A 20626-nucleotide genomic window follows, 5' to 3' on the forward strand; every position below is an offset into this window, starting at 1 on the left:
TTCCATGGACGACAGCAATGCCCCCACCCAACGTGTGAACCGGTCCACTCAGGACGCCCCAACATCGCAGGGCGGCACGGTGGAACCCGCCAACCGCGCCCCGGTGGCCATCCGGACGTTTCAGGCGCCCGAACCAGAACCAGGTGAGCGCTTCGAACTGCGCGATCCCTTCGCCGACCTCACCTACCGCAGTGACCGTTTTCAGGACATGGTGGCCAAAGCCGATCAGCTCGGGGCCAACCGTTTCGTGGTGCTGGATGCAAGAGACCAAAGGTCGTTCATACACAAGGTGGATGGCCAGTGGCAGCGCGAAGAACCTCGCAACCCACAACGTGTCGAGCAAGCCATCCCACGGGCAACTTCCAGCCCAGAGCCCAATACACAGCAGGCGCCCACCAACGTCATCCCCCTTCCTTCGACGCTGAAGGAGCCACTGGCTCAAGAGACCACCGATCCCCAAGCCACGGCGCGAATGGATGCTCAGGCCGAACGCGCGGCCTTGGTGGCCAAGCTCGAAGCCTCCTTGCTGGACCGCTACCTCATCAAGCGGGCACCAGTCACTGTGGGTGACGTCAAGATCGGCCTGACCGAATACCGGTTCAAAGGTGATACCTCGCGTGTCGCTTTCACCGAATCCACCTTCCGACTGGCAACGGAAACCAACAGTCCGTCTGTGGCCCGGTCCATGGTGGACGTCGCCGAGGCCCGCAACTGGCATTCCCTGCGGGTGTCGGGCAATGAAGACTTCAAACGCTTGGTGTGGCTGGAAGCCGCCGCACGCGGCGTGAAAACGCTGGGCTACGAACCCAACCCGGCCGATCTCGAACGCCTCAAGGTGGAACGCGAGATGCGCCAAGTCAACCGCATCGAACCTGGCCGGGAATCGAACGCCAGCCAGGGCAGCTCACCCGGCGACAAACCTGCAGGCCGTGGAAGCGGTGGACGCAAAGCTGTTCTGGCAGCAGTCGAAGCCATTCTGGTGGCCAATCGCGTGCCCGAGAAGCAGCGCATGGCCATCATGGCTGCCGCCACCGAAAAGCTGGCCCAACGCATTCGAGACGGCCACACGCTCAAGGTCAAGGTCTACGACAAGAACGCACCGGCCCAGCGCCCGGCCGTGGTGCCCAAGCAAGAACAACAGCGCACCCGCGAGCGGGCAGCACCAGTGCGATGAGGGTGCCACCATGCATAGCGACACGGTGCCGCCAGCGGCTTACGACATCGGCGGGCAACACTGGCTGAAAGACGAGCCCGGCTTCGCCGAAACCATCGCGCATGCTTTTGTACAACGCTTGCGCCCCCGCTGCCTGTGCCGGAAAAACTCAGAGGGCCAAGGCATCGAGATGTATGTGGCCCGCCTCATGGATGGATACATCGTCAAGCGGATGCCCTATACAGGCAGCCAACATTCCCTCAATTGCCCTTCGTACGATCCGCCGGCCGACCTTTCAGGACTTGGTCCATTGCTGGGCTCCGCCATTGTCGAAAACCCGGCCACTGGCGAAACAGCGTTGAAGCTCGACTTTCCCATGACCAAGCTGCAGGGGCGCTCCACGCAGCCCACGGCAACCACTGCCAGCAACAGCGTCGCCAGCCAGGGCCAGAGACTGACCCTCCGCAGCCTGCTGCACTACCTGTGGGATCAGGCTGAACTCACCCACTGGAAACCAGGCTTTGTCGGCCGTCGCTCCTGGACCACTGTGCGCCGACACCTGCTGCGTGCTGCCGAATACAAGGTCGCTCGGGGGCACCCACTCCTGGCAAGTCTCTACATCCCCGAAACGTTCTCGGTAGAGCAACGCGAGGCCATCAACCATCGGCGCCTCCAACGATGGGCCCCCGCTCGCCCAACACCGGGTGCACCCCAGCAGTTGATGCTCATGATTGCCGAAGTGAAAGAAGTGGTGTCTGCCCGGTTTGGCTACAAGCTGATCATCAAGCACGTGCCCGACCAAGCGTTTGGCGTTGATGAAACGCTGTACCGAAGGCTTTGCCGATGCTTCGAACGCGAGCTGGCTATTTGGAACGCTGCCGATGAACTTCACATGCTGGTGATTGCCTCCTTCAAATTGGATGAGTCGGGCATTCCAAGCATCGTCGAAATGTCGATGGTCCCGGTATCTCCGCAATGGCTTCCCATTGAAGATCAATTCGACCGACTGCTGGTCGAAGAACTGGTGAGAAATGAGCGTTCATTCATCAAATGCCAGCGCTACAACCTGCAACCGTCCATGGTGATACCAAGCGCCAGCCTCACCGATTGCGGTGAACTGCCACAGCTGCTTGTCATTGCACGACCGGCAAACGACGGTGCCGACTTCCGCAGCGCGCTACAACAAATGGCTGATTTGGACGAACCTTCCCCCTGGATATGGAATACGTCCAGCGAGGCCATGCCAGTCTTGCCCCGAGAAAGAGGTCTGCAAATCCTGGAGTTCCAGAGTTGCGAAGTGCGCAGTGCAATCGACACACCCCTGTTGAATCTACCCGTGCGTTGACAGGCTAGACTGGTGAGAGAACGTAACATGACGCGAACCACACTTTTCTGTCACGGGCCCGTCGGATGTCTTCCCTCTTCTTCGAAAAACCCATCCTCAACTCGCCCTACCAGTACCCATCCAGGCACTGGGAGCTGGACTCATCGGGTCAACCGACCCAGCAAATAGCCGAATCGAGGCGTCGCGCCGAGTTCATCACACCGATTCCACAGCCGAAGAAGCGCAAAGGCAAGGCCGAACAGGCCGAACTCGACATTGCCGACGAGGTTTCGGACGAAGAGCAGAAGTACCACTCCGCCATCATCAACGGCGTGCGTGCCGAAGTGGACAAGTGGCGCAGCCTGCCCAACCCGAACGACTGGGGCGTCACCCCTGAAACGGCCAGGCTGCTGCAGCACTGGCGCCACCACAACTTCAGTGGCGTTCGTCCGTTCTTCTGTCAGGTAGAAGCGGTCGAAACCGCCATCTGGCTCACCGAGGTCGCGCCCAAGCGCGGTCCCATGGCCAAGACGTTCCTGGAGCATCTGCAAAGCGCCAACGAAGAAGCCAACCCAGGCTTGATGCGTCTGGCCCTGAAGCTGGCCACCGGCGCTGGCAAAACCACCGTGATGGCCATGCTCATCGCGTGGCAGACCATCAACGCGGTACGGCACAACAAAGGCAACAGCGAACGGTTCGCCAGGTGCTTTCTGCTGGTGGCTCCCGGCCTGACCATCAAGGACCGGCTGCGCGTGCTCCTGCCCAACGATCCCGAGAGCTACTACAAGACCCGCGAACTTGTGCCCGCCGACCTGTTGGCCGACCTGGAGCGCTGCAAGATCGTCATTACCAACTACCACGCCTTCAAACTGCGCGAGCGGCTGGTCGTGGCCAAAGGCACCCGGCTACTGCTGCAGGGCCGCGGCAACAACGCCATGGACACCTTGGAAACCGAAGGCCAGATGGTCCAGCGCGTCATGCCCGAACTGATGGGCGCGAAGCGGATCATGGTCATCAATGACGAGGCGCACCACTGCTACCAGGAAAAGCCCGTCAAGGTTGTGGAGGAAGACCTGAAGGGTGACGACAAGAAGGAAGCCGAAGAGAACAACGAAGCCGCCCGCTTGTGGATCAACGGCATCAAGGCCGTTCAGCGCCAAGGCATCAAAACCCAGGTCATCGACCTCTCGGCTACTCCGTTTTTCCTGCGCGGTTCCGGCTACGCCGAAGGCACCCTCTTCCCCTGGACCATGAGCGACTTCTCACTCATGGACGCTATCGAATGCGGCATCGTCAAGCTACCCCGCGTGCCGGTGGCCGACAACATCCCCGGCACCGATGTCCCTATCTTCCGCAACTTGTGGGAGAACATCAGCAAGGACATGCCCAAGAAAGGCCGGGGCAAAGCCGAAGGGCTGGACCCGCTCAAGCTGCCCACCAAGCTGCAGACCGCCCTGTCCGCACTGTACGGCCACTACGAGAAGACCTATCAGATCTGGCAAGAGGCGGGCATCCATGTGCCGCCCTGCTTCATCGTGGTGTGCAACAACACCTCCACCTCCAAGCTGGTGTACGACTACATCTCCGGCTTCATGCGTCGCAACGAGGATGGCACCGAGCAGGTTGAAAACGGCCGCCTCGCCTTGTTCCGAAACTTCGACGAATATGACAGACCTCTGGCCCGCCCGCGCACCCTGCTGATTGACAGCGAACAGCTCGAAAGCGGCGATGCCCTGGATGACAACTTCCGCAGCATGGCCGGGCCGGAAATAGAGACATTCAAAAGGGAGGTCAAGGAGCGAGGCGGGCAACTCGCAGAGCAACTTCGCGGTGGTGGCGATCTGGACGACGCAGCGATCTTGCGCGAAGTCATGAACACCGTAGGCAAAGCCGGCCGCCTGGGCGAGTCCATCCGCTGCGTGGTGTCGGTTTCCATGCTCACCGAAGGCTGGGACACCAATACCGTCACCCACGTGCTGGGCGTGCGGGCCTTTGGCACCCAGCTGCTGTGCGAGCAGGTCATTGGCCGCGCACTGCGCCGCCAGTCCTACGAACTCAACGCAGATGGCCTGTTCGACGTGGAATATGCCGACGTGCTGGGCATCCCGTTCGACTTCAATGCCGAACCCGCCATCGCCAAACCGCTGAAGCCGCGCGTCACCGTCACCGTAAAAGCCATCAAGCCCGAGCGCGATGCACACGAGATTCGCTTTCCCCGAGTGCAGGGCTACCGCGTCGTCTTGCCCGAAGAAGCCATTGGCGCCGAGTTCAACGCTGACTCCAAGCTCGTGCTCACGCCGGAACTGGTCGGCCCGTCCATTACCCGGCAAGAGGGCATCATTGGCGAGGGCGTCAACCTCACCTTGGCCCACACGCGCGACATGCGCACCTCCACGCTGTTGATGCACCTGACCAAGCATCTGCTCTACAGCAAGTTCCGCGACCCGGGCGAAGAACCCAAGTTGCATTTGTTCGGCCAGCTCAAGCGCATCGTCAAACAGTGGCTGGACGACCACCTCGACTGCAAGGGCGACACCTACCCCGCACAGCTTTGCTACCTGGAACTTGCCGACCGGGCCTGCGAGCGCATCAAACAGGCCATCGACCGCGCCAGCATCGAAAAAGGCAGCAGCCAGATTCAGGCCGTGCTTGACCCATACAACCCGGTCGGCACCACCGCCCACGTGAACTTCACAACCACCAAGACCGACCGTTGGGAAGCCAGCAGCGAACACTGCCACCTCAACTGGCTGATCATGGACAGCGACTGGGAAGCCGAGTTCTGCCGCGCAGCCGAATCGCACCCACAGGTGCGCAGCTACGTAAAGAACCACAACCTGGGCTTTGAAGTGCCCTACCTTGTGGGCGCAGATACCCGCCGCTACCGGCCCGACTTCATCCTGCGCATCGACGACGGGTGCGGCCCCGACGACCTGCTCAACCTCGTGGTCGAGATCAAGGGCTACCGCGGCGAAGACGCCAAAGACAAGAAGGCCGCCATGGAAACCCGCTGGCTGCCCGGCGTCAACGCTCTGCAGACCCACGGCCGCTGGGCCTTTGCCGAGTTCACCGACGTGTACGCCATGCAGGCTGACTTTGCGGACAAGGTCGCGTCCGCCTTCAGCAGCATGGTGAACAGCCAGCCAAGCTCGTCCGCCCAACCAGCGTGACCGAGCCAGTCACCTATAAGAAGCATCAGGAGGAACAGCCCATGGCCACCCGCAAACCCGCCGCTGATCCGCCCGCACCGGCGCGCAGCGAAAGCGACAGCCCGCTCGCCGCCCTGCCCGGCCAGCAAAGGCTGGCCCAGCTCGTGCACCTGGTGCGCGGTGAAAAGGTGCTGCTCGACGCCGACCTGGCCATGCTCTACGGCGTGGAAACCGGCGCCCTGAACCGTGCAGTCAAACGCAATCTGGACCGTTTCCCCGCCGACTTCATGTTCCAGCTCAGCGCTCCCGAGTGGGAGAACTTGAGATGCCAGATTGGCATTTCAAGCGCGCACGGCGGTCGCCGCGGCACGCCCTACGCCTTCACCGAACAAGGCGTGGCCATGCTCTCCAGCGTGTTGCACTCCCTTCGCGCCGTGCAGGTCAACATCGCCATCATGCGCACCTTCGTGCAGCTGCGCCGCCTCATGGACAGCAACCGCGACCTCGCCCGCCGCATCGACGCGCTCGAATCCCGTTACGACGAACAGTTCTCCGCCGTGTTCGACGCCATCAAACAACTCATCACCGACGACAAGCAGCGCAAGAACAAGCGCCCCATCGGCTTCCTGTGATCCCCGACCATGGCCACCCGCAAAACACCCACCCCCGGCACCAAAGCACCGCTGCAGGTTGAAACCCTCAAGCACGCCGACGACAAGCGCAAAAACATCCCTACCGCTGAATTCCAGTCGGTGGTGCAGCGCGAACACCAGAAGCCGGTGCAGATCCGCTACCCGCGCGCGGGCAGCGAAGCCGACCAGGCCACACCCGCCGACGCAACCCAACCGCAAGGTGCCCCCGGCCCGCTGGCCGCCGAACGCAACGCCCGCAACCGCGACCTGGACCCACAGCTCGTCTGGCGCGGCAAAGACCAGGCCGACTGGAGCGACCTCGTCGTCAACGCGCCGCCGCTTTACATCCAGGAAAAAGTGCACCCCAAGGTGCTGATCGACGACCTCAAGCGCCAGAGCGAGAAGGCCAAGGCCGCTGCCGCGCCGGAGCAGCAAGGCTTTGTGGCCGACCTGTTTGCCGACATGGCCAAGGACTTCAACGGCGTGCCCGAAGGCGACGCCAAAACCGAGTTCTATGCCCACGACCAGCACTGGTCCAACCGCATGATCCTGGGCGACAGCCTGCAGGTCATGGCCAGCCTGGCCGAACGCGAGGGCCTGCGCGGCAAGGTTCAGTGCATCTACTTCGACCCGCCCTACGGCATCAAATTCAACAGCAACTTCCAGTGGAGCACCACCAGCCGCGACGTGAAGGACGGCAACGCCGAACACATCACGCGCGAGCCCGAAATGGTGAAGGCCTTCCGAGACACCTGGAAAGACGGCATCCATTCCTACCTGGGCTACATCCGCGACCGCCTGACTGTGGCGCGTGACCTGCTGACCGATTCCGGCTCGATGTTTGTCCAGATCGGCGATGAGAACGTACACCGAGTACGAGCGGTGATGGACGAAGTGTTTGGGGATGAGAACTGCGTGAGCTGCATCGTCTTCTCAAAGACGTCCAGCTCAACGGGTGACTTTCTCGGACCTACGTTTGACTACCTCCTTTGGTATGCAAAACGCAAGGAGGCACTGAAGTACAGAAAGGTGCTTTTAAAGAAAGCGCCAGGCCAGCGCGGAGGTACCGGCTACAAGAGCGTGCAAATGCACGATCTCAGTCGTCGCCCGTTGACCAAGGCCGAAGTCGAAGCCCCCGAAACGTTGCCAGAAGCCGCAAGAATTTACTTTCGTGACAACCTCACTAGCCAGAGCGTCGGTCGGGACAAAGGCGAAGGCGCGGCATCTTGGTTCGGTGTGACCTATGAAGGTAGGGTAATAAAGCCCTCGATGAGCGTACGTTGGAAGACAAACGAGAAAGGGTTTGAGCGGCTGCTCAAGTCACACCGAGTTGAAGCAAGTACCGGGAACAATCTCGGGTACATCAGATTTCTTGAGGACTACCCTGTCTTCGAATTGACAGATATCTGGACAGACACGCTTGGTCAAAACCAGTTTGGTGGCCCCAAGACGTACGTTGTTCAAACAGCACTTTCAGCCATAGAGCGCTGCGTCCTTATGACGACTGATCCGGGTGACCTCGTACTTGACCCCACTTGTGGCTCCGGATCGACAGCCTACGTTGCCGAGCAATGGGGCCGACGCTGGATCACCATCGACACCTCGCGCGTGGCCCTAGCCTTGGCTCGCGCCCGGATCATGGGCGCGCGCTACCCCTTCTACCTGCTAGCCGACAGCAAAGAAGGTCAGGCCAAAGAGGGGGAGGTCACGCGCACCGCTCCAAGAAGCCACCCGACTTTCGGCAACATCCGACAGGGTTTTGTGTATGAGCGGGTGCCGCACATAACACTCAAAAGCATTGCCAACAACGCAGAGATCGACGTGATCTGGGAAATGCATCAGGCGATGTTGGAGCCGTTGCGCGCGGAACTGAACCAGACCCTCAAGGTGAACTGGCAGGAATGGGAAATTCCCTGCGAACTTGAAGAATCCCATCTCACATCATTCGCGAAGAAGGTCGATGGAAAGATCAGCCGTGATGTGGGCTGGGAAGATGCCAAAAAACTGCATACAGCCTGGTGGCAGCAACGCATTGCCCGGCAGAAAGAGATCGACGCATCGATTGCCGCCAAGGCAGACTTTGAATACCTGTACGACCGCCCGTACGAAGACAAGAAGAAGGTGCGCGTGGCCGGCCCCTTCACGGTGGAAAGCCTGCTGCCCCACCGCGTGCTCGGGGTGGATGAAGACGACAACCTGATCGACATCGCCACCGACGTGGGTGACGGTCGCCTTGCGCGCGACTTCGTGCAGATCATCCTAGACAACCTGCGCACGGCGGGCGTGCAGCAGGCGGACAAGTCCGGAAAGATCGACTTCACCGCGCTCACCCCCTGGCCGGGTGAATACGTATGCGCCGAAGGCCGCTACATGGAAGGCGCCGACGCTGAAGGCAACGGCGGCACCGAAAAGCGCGCAGGCATCTTCATCGGCCCCGAGTTCGGCACCGTGAGCCGGCCCGACTTGGTGAGCGCCGGGCGAGAGGCAGCCGAAGCGGGCTTTGACGTGCTGATCGCCTGCGCCTTCAACTACGACGCGCACAGCAGCGAGTTCAGCAAGCTTGGCCGCGTGCCCGTGCTCAAGGCACGCATGAACGCCGACCTGCACATGGCCGAAGACCTGAAGAACACCGGCAAGGGCAACCTGTTCGTGATCTTCGGCGAGCCGGACATCGACATCCTCGATGCCGCCACAGGCAGCAAACTGTCCAAAGGCGAAGCGCCTACCGGCGACATCCAGGTCAAGGTCAACGGCGTGGACGTCTTCCACCCCAACACCGGCGAAGTGCGCAGCGACGGGGCCGAAGGCATCGCCTGCTGGTTCATCGACACCGACTACAACGAAGAAAGCTTCTTCGTCCGCCACGCCTACTTCCTCGGCGCCAGCGACCCCTACAAATCCCTCAAGACCACCCTCAAAGCAGAGATCAACGCCGAAGCCTGGGAATCGCTCAACAACGACACCTCACGTCCGTTCGGCAAGCCTGTTTCGGGTCGGATTGCGGTGAAGGTCATCAACCACCTTGGGGATGAGGTGATGAAGGTGTTCAAGATCACATGATTTCGTCGAATCCACTGCCTTCGCCAGCGGTCAAGACCGCTACGACCGCCGATATGGTGGCCACTGGGCTACCGATTCCACCTATTGAGCGCATACGCATCTTCAGCGCGGGTCAATGGGAAGACTTTGCTCTTGAATGGGCTGACTCGCTGCGCCTCCAATATGGCACCGTTGAGAGGTGCGGTGGCGCTGGTGATATGGGTCGAGACATCATTGCTTTTGACAAAGTCGACCCAGTGATTTGGGACAACTACCAGTGCAAGCACTACAAGTCTGGCTTGGCGCCCAGCGACATTTGGGTGGAGTTGGGAAAGTTGGTTTTCCACACCTATAACAACGAGTACACCTACCCAAGAAAGTACTTTTTTGTCGCGCCGCAAGGCGCTGGAACCAAGCTTTCCAACCTGTTGAAGAAACCTGACAAGCTCAAGGAACAGTTGATTGCCAACTGGGAACAGCATTGCAAGCTCGGCATCACATCGACGGCTGAGGTGGAACTGGATTCGGCCTTACGCGCGTACCTTGATGCGCTGGATTTCTCAATTTTTGAAGCCGTGCCGCCGCTGCGCATCATCGATCAGCATGCCAAAACGCGTTGGTATGCAACCCGCTTTGGAGGTGGACTGCCCGCCAGGCCTAAAGTCGTTGCACCTCCAGTAGCTGTTGCAGCCAATGAGGTCGCGTATGTTCGCAGTTTGTTGGATGCGTATGGCGACCATCTGAAATGCTCCCTCCCGACGGTGGCCGACTTGGGACCACACGAAGACGTCAAGGAGCACTTCAGCGACGCACGCCTTGAGTTCTACAGCGCCGAAGCCTTGCGCGCGTTTTCTCGGGACCACCTGCCTCCAGGCGCGTTCGAGGAACTGCAGGATGAGTTGCACGGCGGCATCAAAGATGAAATGCGCGGGGTTCACCCAGACGGCTACCGGCGGGTGTTGTCTGTGGTCAAGACCGCAAAGCTTCTGCCCATCACCGACCACGCGCTCAAGGAACGTTTGTCGACCCATGATCGAGGTGGGATCTGTCATCAGCTCGCGAATGACGGAAAGGTACGGTGGGTGAAATGACTGCTCCCAACGACAGCAAAGTTTTGCCTCCGTTCAACGGCCCGATTGAAATAGGGCTCCGGGCCGTGGCTCTCCTGTGCGAGGCCTTTCCCGCTCAGTACTCTCTTCAAAGGCTTGTGGTTTCAGACTACCTACTGGTCCACTCAGACGACTTGCCAAACGGTCCGCCCGGCCTACACCCTAAGACTCCCCACCGCGCCAATGAACTGCTGGTGCGCCGCATCGTGCTCGAAAAAGGACTGATGCTGTACCAGAGCCGCGGCTTGTTGGAGCGCCATTACACAGAGTCGGGTGTGATGTTTTCGGCGACAGACAGAACCGCAGGTTTTCTGGATGCACTGTCTTCCGGTTACGCCTCAGAGCTTCGCAAGCGATCTGCGTGGCTTGTGACCTTGTTCGGTGAGGTCGCTGACAGTGAACTGTTGAAGATCGCGAACGCTCACGTCGGCGAGTGGGGCGCCGAGTTCACGATGGAATCTGTACTGAAAGTGGAGGATGCCGAATGGCAATAACAGGATTTCAAATCCGCAGGCTGACATTGGTTGGACGCGGTGTTCCCAACGCCGAAGTGCAGTTCCATGAGGGGTTGAATGTTGTATCGGGTCCCTCTGACACCGGCAAGACTTTCATCGTGCAGTGCATCGACTACATGCTTGGTGGAAAGGATGTGCCGGAATCCATCCCTGAGGCGGCGCAGTATGAGACGGTGCGGCTGACCTTGAACACATCGATCGAGGACGAAGACGTTGTCTTGGAGCGTTCGATCCGAGGTGGCGATTTCAAGTTGTTCACGCCCGGCAAAGCAGATCAAAAACTCTCGTCAAAGCACAGCGCAGGCGACAAGGACTCTGCTTCTCAGTACCTTCTGAGTCTGTCGGGGTTGACTGAAAAGAAGGTTCGCAAGAACAAGCAAGGGGCTACGCGCGAGGTGAGCTTTCGCGATTTGGCCCGCTTGATCCTGGTTGACGAAGAGACCATCATCAGCAAGACGTCGCCCATTCTGACTGGGCAGTACACCACTGGCACAGCAGAGAGCGCAGTTTTCCGTCTGTTGCTGACAGGGGTAGATGATGGCTCTCTGATTTCTAGCGAAGACCCGAAGGTTGCGAAGGGAAGGCAAGCCGGCAAAGTTGAAGTGCTGGACTTGCTGCTGAATCAGACCAAGGGGCGCATCGCAGAGCTGCAGCTGCCTGGCGATGTCCCGTCGTGGCAAGAACAGCTGAGCCGCATCGAAGCACTGTATCTAGCCGCTCAAAAGGAACTGGAAGTTGAACAGCAAAGCGCCGCGCAGCTGGAAAGCAAGCGTAGATCCGAGATGGCGGGCCTGCGTCAGCTTGAATCACGAACCGGCGTCTTGCGTGAGCTGCAGCGCAGATTCACCCTGCTTGACCAGCAATACCTGTCCGACCTGCGTCGTCTTGAGAGCATTGCGGAGGCTGGTGCGCGCTTGGGTCAGATGAATGAGGAGCGCTGCCCGGTCTGCGGCGCGCCAGCGGAACATCAAGAGCATGAGCATCAGAAGGAAGACGCTGCTCCTGAAGATGTGGCGCAATCGTGTCTTGCAGAAGCAGCCAAGATCAAGATGTTGATCTCTGATTTGCATTTGACCAGGGAAGAAAACGACCGTGAAATCAAGCGGCTAGAAGACTTGATCCTCCAGGCAAAAGATCGTGTCCGCTCGGTAGGCACGCAGCTCACAGAAATGCTGAAGCCTCGTGTAGAGATCGCCCTCGCTCGTTTGCGTGAAAGCCAGGCGAACAGGGACACCTACAAGCGAGCACTTGAACTTCAAGGCCGGGTGAATGAACTGCAAGGTCTGCTGGTTGAACTTGGGCAACCGAATTCCGGAAAGGGCACGGACTTGGAATCAGCTCGCGTGCGCTCGGATGAGGCGGAGGCCTTCAGCAAGGAGGTCGAAGCATTGCTTCGTTCCTGGCATTTTCCAGGCCTGGATCGCGTCACCTTCAGTGAGGGTGACCAGGACATCGTGATCTCCGGCCGCACACGTGCGAGTCACGGGAAAGGCGTAAGGGCCATCGCTCATGCGGCATTCAATTTGGCGCTGCTGAATTCCTGCCTGAAGAGGGAAATGCCACACCCAGGTTTTGTCTTGATCGACTCTCCGCTCGTGGTCTACCGTGAGCCGGATACCGATGAAGGTGGCTTCTCTCACGATGTGAAGGATGCTTTCTACCGGTCAATTGCAGAAGAGTTTCAAGCTTCCCAGGTGATCATTTTTGAGAACGAAGACCCACCGTCAGACCTGGGTACTGACGCAAACATCATTCGGTTTACCGGTGCTTCTCATGGACGCCAGGGATTCATCCCGAAAAGTGTTTGATCACCTAGGTCCTCTATGCAGTTTCGCATCTCCGACACCTTCACCGACAGCCTTTCTCGCCTGACCGCCGACGAACAGAAGGCGATCAAGATCACGGCGTTTGACCTGCAGCAGAACCCGGCCAGCCCGGGGCTGAAGTTCCACCGCATCGACAAGTCCAAGGACAAGCATTTCTGGTCGGTGCGGGTGGGCAGCGACCTGCGCTTGATCGTCCACAAGACCGAGAGCAGCTTCCTGCTCTGCTATGCGGACCACCACGACAAGGCTTACCAGTGGGCCGAGCGGCGCCGGCTGGAGACGCACCCGAGCACGGGCGCAGCCCAGTGGGTGGAGATTCGGGAACGGGTGGTAGAGCAGGTCACCAGTGTGCCGGCGCCAGCACCGGCAGACCGCGCCAAGCGCCTGTTGTTCAAGGGTCTGACCGACGCAGACCTACTGGCCTACGGCGTGCCGGTCGAATGGCTGGCCGATGTGAAACAGGCGGACGAAGACAGCCTGTTGACTCTGGCCGAACACCTGCCCGCCGAAGCGGCTGAAGCCCTGCTGGAGCTGGCCACAGGCGGAAAGCCACAGGTGACAGCGGTTGCTCAGACGGCAGACCCGTTCAGCCACCCGGACGCGCAGCGCCGCTTCCGCGTGATGAACGACCTGGAAGAGCTGGAACAGGCGCTCAACTACCCGTGGGAGAAGTGGTCAATCTTTCTGCACCCGTCGCAACAGAAGTTTGTGGCGCGCGATTTCAATGGCGCGGCGCGCGTCTCTGGCTCGGCCGGCACGGGCAAGACCATCGTGGCGCTGCACCGCGCCGTGACGCTGGCCCGCCTGAACCCGGACGCCCGGGTGTGGTTGACCACGTTTTCTGAGCCCTTGGCAAACGCCTTGCGCAACAAGATGAACTGCCTGATCAGCCACCAGCCCCGGCTGGCCGAACGGCTGGAGGTGGTGGACATTTCTGGCATGGGGCGAAGGCTGATGGAGCGGCTGCGCAACAAGAGCCAACCCAAGCCACGCCTGGCAACTACGGGCGATGTGCGCACCGCCGTGAGCGAGGCGCTGGACTCCGTGAAAGCGCAGCAGCCTGATGCGCTGTTGACGCGCTTCACCCTGAACTTCGTACTGGGCGAGTGGAAGGACGTTGTGGACGCCTGGCAGCTGGTCAGCTGGGACGCCTACCGCGATGTGAAGCGGCTGGGTCGCAAGACGCGGCTGAGTGAAGCGCAGCGCCAGGCGCTGTGGCAGGTGTTTGAAGGGGTGCAAAGCCGTCTGGATGCGGCGGGGTTGATGACCCAGGCGCGGCTGTTTACAGTGTTGGCAAGTAAGCTGGCGCAGCTCAAGCACCCGCCATTTGAGTACGTGGTGGTGGACGAAGCGCAGGATGTGAGCGTGAGCCAGCTGCGCATGCTGGCGGCCATGGCGGGAGTGGCACCCGATGGCACCGGCGCCATACGCTCCAACAGCCTGTTTTTTGCAGGTGACTTGGGACAACGCATTTTTCAACAGCCGTTTTCTTGGAAAGCGCTGGGCGTGGATGTGCGCGGGCGATCCCGTACGCTCAATATCAACTACCGGACTTCACACCAGATTCGCCAGCAGGCCGACCGGTTGCTGGGGCCAGAGGTTTCGGACATGGACGGCAACACAGAGACGCGCAAAGGAACGGTGTCGGTGTTCAACGGACCTGCGCCTTTCATCGAGTCGTTCGTCGATGAGGAGGCTGAGAGGAACGGGGTCGCCGAATGGATTCAGGGCCTTCTGGACCATGGCTTCGCAGCCCACGAAATTGGTGTGATCGTGCGGTCCGAGGTGCAACTGGAACGTGCCAGCGCGGCACTGGACGCGGCTGGCCTGCCCCACCGTTTGCTGGACGAGCATGTAGAAACGGCCCCAGGCGAGGCCTCTTTGTGCACCATGCACTTGGCGAAGGGGCTGGAGTTCCGGGCTGTGGTCGTCATGGCTTGCGATGACGATGTCTTGCCGCTTCAGGCCCGCATCGAGAGTGTGATGGACGATGCCGACCTGGAAGAGATCTACAACACGGAACGACACCTGCTGTACGTGGCTTGCACACGGGCACGCGACCGGTTGATGGTGAGCAGCGTCGAGCCTGCGTCTGAGTTTGTCGACGACATGCTGCGCTGAGGCTCAGGCCCTCCTAACGATGGGGGCCGATGTCTCGTGGCCGGTTCTGTGGCTGCGGATTCGGTTGTGGTTCGATTTGCTGTGGCCGGTGCTGCACCACCACAGGCTCTGATCGGACCGGGGTGCGATGAGGCTCGCCTGTTTGGCTTGTCGCCATTCCTCTGACAAACCTCGCAACATGCCCGGCCAGTTGCCTGTCTGATGTCTCCCCCGATTTGGCAAGGGCCAGGCCGATTTGTACCCAGGCTTCAATTGCAGCTGCCTTGGCTGGATGATTCCGCGATCCGGCGTCGCTGGTTGAAGTGGCTCGGCGCAAGCGCCCTTCTTCTTGCGCCTTCAGGCGCCAGAGTGGGTCGGGCCGTCGGTGTTGGCCGCGCGTGGCTTGCCGTGTGGCCTCTGCCTCCACGCCATAGCCTCGCAACTTTTCAGCGAAGGTTTCTCGCCAGCGGTGCAGGTCGTTCTTGCGCGGGTTGAGGCGCTTGCCTAGCCTGGACACGGCACGCACGCTGATATGCACATGCGGGTTGGCCTGGTGGTCGTGCAGCACCATTACATATTTGTGGTCGGCCAGCTCGGCCTGCGCAAACTCCCTAGCGGCACGTTGCACGATCAGCGGATCGGTGCCGCGGGGCATCGACAGCATGATGTTGAAGGCCTCACGCCGTTGGCCCGGCTCGGCCTCGTCAGGGATGCGCGCGCCGCCCATTCGCCACTCATCGGCCAGGTGGTGCAGGCTGTCTTTGCCTTGCAGGGTCTCCCCGCGCTGGTCTTCGATCTCCAGCCGTCCGTTTTTGCTGATGTAGCGAAAGTGCGCCGCAATGGCCGCCATGCTCCGCCCTCCCCCGGTGACTTTGACCATGACCTGCGGCGCACGCCGAACGACGGTGGCTTCGATGCGCTGGCGGATGGCGTTGGCACGCTGGTGCGCGCCCGAAGCGCCCAGCTTGGGCTGGGCACGACCCTGGACAATGCGGTTGCCTGGATAGAACAAGCGGTCGCCCCAGGTGACGAGGATGCCGTCGAGCGAGGGACTGTGAGGCGTGTTGGCTCCGTACGAATGACCTTGGACTGACGCTCTCGGAGACGAGCGCCGTTGGCCAGATGGCGATTTCATGCTTGGCTCCTTCGGTTGCCGGGCCGGATGTGGCCCCTGGGTTCTGCGTTGGCGGGGCGGCGCGGCTGCAGGTCAGCGAGCGCGCTGGAAGCGAGGTCGAGGTGCTGGCGCACATCGCGTGCCAGGATGTCGAGCATCAAGCGTTGCGGCCTGGAGGACTCGTCTTCGCCTCGGCGCAGCAGCGTGCTCAGCAGGTGGAGATTGCGGCTGAGGGTGGCGAGCTCTGCGGTGGATTCACTCAACACAGCGATGTGCTCAATGCGGCTGGCACCGCCTGCCAACACCGGTACGTGGGCCACCAGACCGGCCAGGTAGGCACCGCGCGACAGGCCTGCGGCTCGGGCACCGGCAGCCAATTGAGCGGCCTCCTCGGCTGTCATGCGGATCGACAGCTTGACGCTGGCAGCGTGCCCAACGCCATGGGGCACCTCCACGCTTTGAGGCTCACCTTCGACCACCGAAAGACCCAGATCGCGCGCCACAGCGCTGCGCACCAACTCCGAGACGCTGACCCGTTGCGCCTGCGCACGGGCCACCAGCGCGGCCTTCAAGCCGCGCATTTCAACCGTGACGAAGTCGTGTGTTGGGGTGTTCATGGGCCGACGAATGGAGGGGCGCGGAGCGCTTGTGAAACCGGCGGCAGGCCGCCTATCTCTGCATTCACCATGAACCCAGTATTGGCCTGAATCGAGGCTCTGCAGCCGCTGGATTTGGGTCCGAATCCAGCAGGCAAACAGGCACCAGGCGGGTTGAAGATGAGCACGTACCGAGCAACACCGCTCAGGACGTGATCAGACAGCACGAGCAGTGATCAGCGCGCAGACAGCCACTGCACGAACTGATCAGCAATTGAAGAACAGACGACCAACGCCTGACCTGAAACCGAACGATGAAACTGGTTCCAACCGATCCCCCGGGCAGAAGCTCACGCAAGTCCAAGCGCTTCGCGCAGGAAATGCGGGAGCTGCGCGCCCAGGGCTACACCTTCGAGGCGATCCGCATGGCCTTGGCGGCGGTCGGCGTGCACGTGAGCAATGCGACCGTGCAGCGCGAAGTGGCCAGGGCCACCAAAGCAGCTTCCGTCCCACAGGTCTTGGCCTCCGGAGCGCGACCAGATGAAGTGCCATCCGCTCTCACCCAACCGCTTGCGTCCGCAACCCCTCCATCAACCACCGCGCCCCAGTCACCTCAATTCGTTTCCGTGGAAACGGACATGCGCAGCGGCAAAGAGATCGCCGAAGCGTTCGCCAGCAGCCGAATCACCAACCCCCTGGCGCTCGCCAGGCTCAACGCAAAGGACCCATCATGAAAATCGCCGTCATCAATTTTTCTGGGAATGTGGGCAAAACCACCATCGCCCGGCACCTGCTGCTGCCCCGTATCGAAGACGCGGAGCTGTTTTCCGTGGAGAGCCTGAACGCTGCCGACGGCGAAGGCCATGCGATGCGGGGCCGGCAGTTCGGCGAGTTGCAGGAACTCCTGCAGACCATGGACAACGCGGTGGTGGACATCGGGGCCAGCAACGTGGAGGAATTGCTGGACCTGATGCAGAAGTACCAAGGCAGCCATGAGGACTTCGATGCGTTCGTGGTTCCCACGGTGCCGGCCCTCAAGCAGCAGCAGGACACCATCGCCACCCTGGTCGAGCTGGCGCGGCTGGGCGTGCCCCGTTCCAGGGTGCGGCTGGTGTTCAACATGGTCAGCAGCGCCGCAGATGTCCCGGCGCACTTCGATCTGTTGCAGGCCTTCCTCAAGGCGCAGCCCATCGCCACAGAAAACGCGGCCTGCCATCTGGGCCCCAACGAGGTGTACGGGCGCATCCGGGGCAGCAACGCCGACCTCGCCACCCTGGCCGGTGATGAAACCGACTACAAGGCCTTGATCGTCAAGGCCAGCAGCACCGCAGAAAAGCTCGCCCTGGCCCAGAAGCTGGCCACACGGCGACTGGCGGTGGGGGTGTTGCCGCAGTTGGATGCCTGCTTTGCGGCGCTCGGACTGGGCGAGAGCGCCGCCAGCAACGTGGTGCCGCTGGCACGGCAGGCCCAGTGAGCGACCTGGTCACGGCCCGCGAAGAGCTGATGGCCGTGGCCATCGGCGATCTGGGCGCGTTGTTGGATCGGGTGGAGAAATTGACACCCCAACTGGACGCTAGCCGCATGGAGCTGCTGAAGACCAGCACCGACCTGGCGGAGAAAGTCGAGGCCTATTCAAAGCGCATGGATGAAATCACCGAGAACGCGAAGGTTCAGACGGTGAAGCATATTGCCCGCCGCGCGGACGAAATGGCTCGGGGGACTGTGGACACACAGTCCCGGGCCATGGAGGAAGCGGCGCGCGTGGTGTTCCGCAATGAAGTCGGCCCGGCTCTGCAGCGGGTGACGTTGCCGCTGCAGGACGTGGCAGACCTGGCCCGCAAGGGCGCACGTCCTTGGGAAGGGTGGCTGCTGCACGCCGCGACTGCGGTGCTTGCTTCGGCCATCAGCTGGGCGATGGCCGCCTGGCTGTGGCTTCGGTAAGAAGCCCTAGCCGAAATCGCGCGAGCCGGCGACTGCCGGCGAGCGCGTTTCGGAAACTCTTGGTTCGGAATTTCCGATGAACCACACCCCCCAGCTCTAGGGCGGTGTGGTGTTGGACCTGATCAGGCTTTGAGCTTGCGCATCTCTTCGGCCAGCACCCACAGCGCGCGGTTCAGACTCACGCTGCGGTCGATGCTGGCCACCGGGCGGGTGTGCAGGCGCCGGCCCTTGACGCCGCGCCCGGGTTGGCCACCGCGCAATGCGTTCTCCTGCACCCGCTGAAATGTGGTCCACAGGCTGTTGCCGAAGTCCTCCGGCCGGCGGGCTTCGATCAGCTGTTCGGCGGTCACCGGGGCGGGTGGTTCGCCCTCCCCTCGTTCACCGTAGCGCAGCGCCAGGGCGGCGGTGGCAAAGGCCTGCTGTTCCTCACGGTGCAGCGGCAGGGCCTTCATGCGGTCGGTGGAGGCGTCCACCACCTCGAAGTCCTCCAGCACCCGGAAGGCACCTTCGATCACCTCGTCCTGGATGTTGCCCTTGTGCGGGATGCGAATGTCATTGGTGACGTCGCCCACCACCAGACCATTGCAACAAACGAACCTGAAAACGCCCGCGAGCATCTGGTAACTGCTGGCGCCGTCGTGGCTGTTGATCAGGATGATCTCGTTGGCCTCCGGCCGGGTGTTCACCTGCCCGGCGTGGCGCATGCGGATCATGTGTTTGGTGAACTCGGTCTTCCCTTCGATGCGGCTTTTGCTCTGGGCCACCATGAAGGGCTCGAAGCCTTCATGCCGCAGACCGCGCAGCACGTCGATGGTGGGGATATAGGTGTAGCGCTCGGAACGGCTGCCGTGTTTGCCTTCTGCAAAGATGGACGGCGCTGCCCGGCGCATCTGGTCTTCGGCCAGCGGGGTCTCGCTGCGGATCACAAACGTGTTCTGGCCGAAACGGGCGGCCAGACGGGGGGAATGGGCGGTAGAGATCATGGTGATGCTCCTGGTTCGAGGAATGGGGGCAGAAACGGGATGAACGCCGGGCGGCCGAACCGCCCGGCTTGCGGGTTCAGGCGTGCGCCGGTTGACGGTCGTTGCGGGCCTTGCGGCTGCTGGTGGGTGCGCTGGGGGCGGCTGCGGGGGGATCACCGGCACCCTCACGCGCGCGGCGGGCTTCGCCTTCGGCCTTGCTATCGAGGTAGTCGATCTCGTCGACGGTGAACGCCAGCCCGTAGACCTCCACCCCGTCGTTGTCCTGGTAGTTGTTGTTGCGCACCCGGCCAACGATGTTCACGTGCGAGCCCTTGCCCAGGTACTCGGCCGCGTGTTCGGCCTGCTTGGCCCACAGCGTCCATTGGATTGCGGTGGCTTCCTCGGACCGCTCTTCGCCGCTGCCCCGGCGGCTGTTGCTGATGGCGGTCAGCACCGCCTTGGCGACCTTGCCTTCTCGCCCGTTGACGAATTCGAGCTTGACGGCAGATGCCAGGTGCGCGTGGCGCTGGATGACTTGAACATTGGCCATGGTGGAACTCCTTGCAAGAGCGACCAGCCGGACCCCGATCCGGGCTCCTCAAAGCTGATCCTCTCGCTCGGACTCCCTCGCTCCCGCCCACGGGCGGGCGGGGGGTGGGCATGGCCCCTTCCCTCGGGAAGGGGTGGGGGATGGGGACACCTTGCAGCACGAAACAGTGAGCCAGTCACCTGGCCCACCGCTGAAAGATCCCCCCACAAGTCCCCCTCACCTGTGGATGGGGGCGCCGTGGGGGGATGACGGTGGGCCCAATGGCGCACGCGCTGCCACAGCCTCTTCGGGCGACCAGCGCAGCGCAGGCGACCGGGTGAACCGAGCAGCGGCGTCTCTGCGGACGGCGTGACACCAAGCGCAGCGACTGGCGCGGCGTTCGAGCCGCTGCGATCACCTCAGGGGTTCGTTGTCTCCGGTATTTACAGCGGCCCGGCTTCGGGCATGGCGGGTGACCGGGGGGACGATCTGGCGGGCGGGACGGGACCAGAGCGCAGCGGCGGGAGCGGCCCGAACGTCAGTTGGTCCAGCGGGCTCGTTCCCGCGCAGCGGGAAGGAAACCAGACCGCGATCCCCGAGCACGGGAAAGGGCCGCTGCGACCTGTGCTGCCGGTGA

General features: G+C 61.6%; 16 protein-coding genes. 12 read left to right on the top strand and 4 right to left on the bottom strand.

Annotated features, from left to right (window positions below):
• Positions 1-4 precede the first annotated feature (4 nt).
• The 9 genes from ACTG4K_RS06255 to ACTG4K_RS06295 all read left to right on the top strand — a co-directional run bounded on the left by ACTG4K_RS06255 (position 5) and on the right by ACTG4K_RS06295 (position 14868).
• A complete protein-coding gene (locus tag ACTG4K_RS06255; protein WP_439113334.1) occupies positions 5-1174 on the top strand; it encodes an LPD7 domain-containing protein in 1170 nt (389 codons plus the stop codon).
• Positions 1175-1184: 10 nt separating this feature from the next.
• Positions 1185-2498 (top strand): DUF1173 domain-containing protein, encoded by a 1314-nt coding sequence (locus ACTG4K_RS06260; RefSeq protein WP_439113335.1) that lies wholly within the window; start codon positions 1185-1187, stop codon positions 2496-2498.
• 65 nt (positions 2499-2563) lie between these two features.
• On the top strand, positions 2564-5647 hold the full coding sequence (locus tag ACTG4K_RS06265; RefSeq protein WP_439113336.1) for a BPTD_3080 family restriction endonuclease: 3084 nt from the start codon (positions 2564-2566) through the stop codon (positions 5645-5647).
• A gap of 41 nt (positions 5648-5688) precedes the next feature.
• Complete coding sequence (locus ACTG4K_RS06270; RefSeq protein WP_439113337.1) at positions 5689-6258, top strand: ORF6N domain-containing protein; 570 nt, start codon at positions 5689-5691, stop codon at positions 6256-6258.
• A gap of 9 nt (positions 6259-6267) precedes the next feature.
• A complete protein-coding gene (locus ACTG4K_RS06275; protein ID WP_439113338.1) occupies positions 6268-9318 on the top strand; it encodes a site-specific DNA-methyltransferase in 3051 nt (1016 codons plus the stop codon).
• Positions 9315-10388: an ABC-three component system protein gene (locus tag ACTG4K_RS06280; protein ID WP_439113339.1), complete on the top strand. Its 1074-nt coding sequence runs from the start codon at positions 9315-9317 to the stop codon at positions 10386-10388. The genes ACTG4K_RS06275 and ACTG4K_RS06280 overlap by 4 nt, the downstream gene beginning before the upstream one ends.
• Positions 10385-10900: an ABC-three component system middle component 2 gene (locus ACTG4K_RS06285; protein WP_439113340.1), complete on the top strand. Its 516-nt coding sequence runs from the start codon at positions 10385-10387 to the stop codon at positions 10898-10900. The genes ACTG4K_RS06280 and ACTG4K_RS06285 overlap by 4 nt, the downstream gene beginning before the upstream one ends.
• Positions 10891-12729, top strand: coding sequence for a hypothetical protein (locus ACTG4K_RS06290; protein WP_439113341.1), 1839 nt, complete (start codon positions 10891-10893; stop codon positions 12727-12729). The genes ACTG4K_RS06285 and ACTG4K_RS06290 overlap by 10 nt, the downstream gene beginning before the upstream one ends.
• A 15-nt stretch (positions 12730-12744) precedes the next feature.
• Positions 12745-14868: a 3'-5' exonuclease gene (locus ACTG4K_RS06295; RefSeq protein WP_439113342.1), complete on the top strand. Its 2124-nt coding sequence runs from the start codon at positions 12745-12747 to the stop codon at positions 14866-14868.
• 13 nt (positions 14869-14881) lie between these two features.
• On the opposite strand, the gene ACTG4K_RS06300 is transcribed toward ACTG4K_RS06295, so the two are convergent.
• Together ACTG4K_RS06300 and ACTG4K_RS06305 are read right to left on the bottom strand one after the other, a co-directional pair.
• The gene (locus tag ACTG4K_RS06300; protein ID WP_439113343.1) at positions 14882-15727 is read right to left on the bottom strand and encodes a relaxase/mobilization nuclease domain-containing protein; all 846 of its coding nucleotides are present in this window, start codon (positions 15725-15727) and stop codon (positions 14882-14884) included.
• A 251-nt stretch (positions 15728-15978) separates the two neighbouring features.
• Positions 15979-16578 carry a hypothetical protein gene (locus tag ACTG4K_RS06305; RefSeq protein WP_439113344.1) on the bottom strand — a complete coding sequence of 200 codons (600 nt, stop codon included), beginning with the start codon at positions 16576-16578 and terminating at the stop codon, positions 15979-15981.
• 293 nt (positions 16579-16871) lie between these two features.
• On the opposite strand from ACTG4K_RS06305, the gene ACTG4K_RS06310 reads away from it, so the two are divergent.
• From ACTG4K_RS06310 to ACTG4K_RS06320, 3 genes are read left to right on the top strand one after another with little or no spacing between them, the layout of a single operon-like run.
• Positions 16872-17291, top strand: a complete 420-nt coding sequence (locus tag ACTG4K_RS06310; protein ID WP_439113345.1) for a hypothetical protein — start codon at positions 16872-16874, stop codon at positions 17289-17291.
• Positions 17288-18031 (top strand): StbB family protein, encoded by a 744-nt coding sequence (stbB, locus tag ACTG4K_RS06315; RefSeq protein ID WP_439113346.1) that lies wholly within the window; start codon positions 17288-17290, stop codon positions 18029-18031. The genes ACTG4K_RS06310 and stbB overlap by 4 nt, the downstream gene beginning before the upstream one ends.
• Entirely contained in the window at positions 18028-18498 is a 471-nt protein-coding gene (locus ACTG4K_RS06320; RefSeq protein ID WP_439113347.1) for a hypothetical protein, read from the top strand. The genes stbB and ACTG4K_RS06320 overlap by 4 nt, the downstream gene beginning before the upstream one ends.
• Before the next feature lie 122 nt (positions 18499-18620).
• On the opposite strand, the gene ACTG4K_RS06325 is transcribed toward ACTG4K_RS06320, so the two are convergent.
• Positions 18621-19481, bottom strand: coding sequence for a DUF932 domain-containing protein (locus tag ACTG4K_RS06325; protein ID WP_439113348.1), 861 nt, complete (start codon positions 19479-19481; stop codon positions 18621-18623).
• A gap of 76 nt (positions 19482-19557) precedes the next feature.
• On the bottom strand, positions 19558-20010 hold the full coding sequence (locus ACTG4K_RS06330; protein WP_439113349.1) for a single-stranded DNA-binding protein: 453 nt from the start codon (positions 20008-20010) through the stop codon (positions 19558-19560).
• Between the last annotated feature and the right edge of the window lie 616 nt (positions 20011-20626).

The organism is Hydrogenophaga sp. (assembly GCF_965657535.1).
In the GTDB taxonomy this organism is placed as follows: domain Bacteria; phylum Pseudomonadota; class Gammaproteobacteria; order Burkholderiales; family Burkholderiaceae_C; genus Hydrogenophaga.